Origin of the sequence: Desulfobacterium sp. N47, assembly GCF_051233685.1 — a bacterium.
In the GTDB taxonomy this organism is placed as follows: Bacteria; Desulfobacterota; Desulfobacteria; order Desulfobacterales; family RPRI01; genus RPRI01.
Window position 1 is genome coordinate 1 of the sequence record NZ_JBAMMY010000309.1, and the last position, 1,938, is coordinate 1,938.

4 protein-coding genes are annotated in these 1,938 nt (G+C 38.2%); 3 read left to right on the forward strand and 1 reads right to left on the reverse strand.

Annotated elements, in window-relative coordinates; genetic code table 11:
- The 3 genes from VXK47_RS19890 to VXK47_RS19900 form a co-directional block, all read left to right on the forward strand.
- A partial coding sequence (locus VXK47_RS19890) for a transposase (RefSeq protein WP_435550536.1) occupies window positions 1–287 on the forward strand: 287 nt, incomplete at its 5' end.
- Window positions 288–499: 212 nt separating this feature from the next.
- Entirely contained in the window at window positions 500–796 is a 297-nt protein-coding gene (locus VXK47_RS19895) for a type II toxin-antitoxin system RelE/ParE family toxin (protein ID WP_435550537.1), read from the forward strand.
- Window positions 797–804: 8 nt separating this feature from the next.
- Window positions 805–1,116 carry a helix-turn-helix transcriptional regulator gene (locus tag VXK47_RS19900; RefSeq protein WP_435550538.1) on the forward strand — a complete coding sequence of 104 codons (312 nt, stop codon included), beginning with the start codon at window positions 805–807 and terminating at the stop codon, window positions 1,114–1,116.
- A 442-nt stretch (window positions 1,117–1,558) separates the two neighbouring features.
- Here VXK47_RS19900 and VXK47_RS19905 read toward each other — a convergent pair whose 3' ends face one another.
- Complete coding sequence (locus VXK47_RS19905; RefSeq protein ID WP_435550539.1) at window positions 1,559–1,786, reverse strand: DUF2283 domain-containing protein; 228 nt, start codon at window positions 1,784–1,786, stop codon at window positions 1,559–1,561.
- Window positions 1,787–1,938 lie beyond the last annotated feature (152 nt).

Consider the following 1,938-nt stretch of genomic DNA (forward strand, 5'->3'; position numbering starts at 1 on the left):
CACTTTATGAAACTTTTCCGCCAGATAAGGCAAAGGCGTTGTGGGACAGGTTTGAGTTTGTGTATACCCCGAAGCATGGAAGTTGGTTAAACATGGCCGAAATAGAATTGAACGTGCTTACGGGCCAGTGCCTTAAAAGAAGAATCGATGATATCAAAATTGTCAGGAAAGAGCCGGCGGCATGGGAAAAGTTCAGAAACAACAAAAACGCCAAGGTTAATTGGCAATTCACTACACAGGATGCCAGGATAAAACTATCTCGCCTTTACCCGACTCTTGAGAGTTGACAAGACAGTAGTAATCGCGACGTCTATTATTTTATGCTATTTTATATGATGTCTTTATGCAAAAGTGGGTTAGTGCCAGAATAAGGGTCGTATTACACTCTTAAACTTGCTTGAAATTGATCAAACGAACAGCCTTATAGCTCAGAATTTAGAAAAATTGTTGTAAATTAATTTGGTTGCTTTTTTGTAACCATGTGTGTTACAATGTATTTATGATTAAAAATTTTCGTGATAATTGGCTGCGGGATTTTTTTGTAGATGATATACAGTCTAAAAAAATACCTGCTATCATTCGTTCACGATTATTTAGGAAGTTACAGTTACTTGATGATGCTGCAAGTGATTCTGATCTGAGAAGTCCACCCAGCAATCATTTTGAAAAATTATCCGGCAAACTAAAGGATAAATGTTCAATACGTGTAAATGATCAATGGCGTATAATTTTTATTTGGGATGATGAACGCGGGGAAGCGGATAGTATTTATCTTGATAATCATGCATATAAATGAGGCGTAAAATGATTTTAACTAAACGTCAACCTGTCGGCGTCGGTGAAATGATCACCGAGGAATTTATGATACCATTAGGGGTTACTCAGGGGCAACTTGCTTCTGCTATGGGTGTCAGCCGCAGGACTGTAAATGAGCTTTGTACCGGTAAAAGATCTATTACCGTTGACACTGCATTAATGCTGGCAAAAGTATTCGGCAATACCCCAAATTTTTGGCTCAATTTACAGCAGCGTAATGATATATGGACTGCATTACACTCACCGAAGCGTATGGAAAAAATTAAGAGTGTTAGACCAATTCGTGAAGCGATAGCTTAATGTAGTATTAGTGACGCAACTTATTTTGATAACCTGTTGTATTACCGATCAAATAATCTATAGACTAAGCGATAAAATAAAAATATAATGGCATTGTTGTTATCGTTTTCCTATACGTGTTTCGCGCGGTACGTAGGTTTCTACTACGGCCTCGTCAACTACGGCAGTAAGTCTAATTATTATTATGTGCGTGCCGTCCGCGGTGGACAGTGACGGGTGATTTGGATATTTGGCGATTTAGCGGATGCTGGGGTAGTAATCGCGACGTCTATTATTTTATGCTATTTTATATGATGTCTTTATCAAAGTGGGTTAGTGCCAGAATAAGGGTTGTATTACACTCTTAAACTTGCTTGAAATTGATCAGGGGAACAGCCTTATACCTCAGAATTTAGAAAAATTGTATTAGGTTAAAGCTCCCCGTTGCAGATAACGGGGAGCTTTAGGCCTGTTGCCAGGCAACGTGTCTTTTTAATTCAATTGAAAGAGGCTTCTGTTCCTTCAGAGCACTGACTTTCGATATAGAAAAACCTATAATGTTTCCTTTATCATCAAGTTTTTCCATTACTGCATCGTTTTCGGTCTCTTTAAAATAACCGGCTTTCCTTTCAAAGAGAACTTCAAGGTAGTCTCCCTCTTTATCATACCAAACTTTTATTGCTTCTGCCATAGTATTTCACACCTCTTTATGGTGTCAGTAAAATATGCAGTTATAATAAAACGGCAGGCTTGTAAAATGGGTTGGCTTGAGTGATTTTGTCATGGCTTTGGTATTCCAAGGTCTTTACATATTTTTATCACCAGACATTCGTCAATTTCCCT

Excerpts from the sequence above, each read along its gene's own strand:
- VXK47_RS19895 (WP_435550537.1), top strand. The coding sequence starts at position 500 with ATGATTAAAAATTTTCGTGATAATTGGCTGCGGGATTTTTTTGTAGAT.
- VXK47_RS19900 (WP_435550538.1), top strand. The coding sequence starts at position 805 with ATGATTTTAACTAAACGTCAACCTGTCGGCGTCGGTGAAATGATCACC.
- VXK47_RS19905 (WP_435550539.1), bottom strand. The coding sequence starts at position 1,786 with ATGGCAGAAGCAATAAAAGTTTGGTATGATAAAGAGGGAGACTACCTT.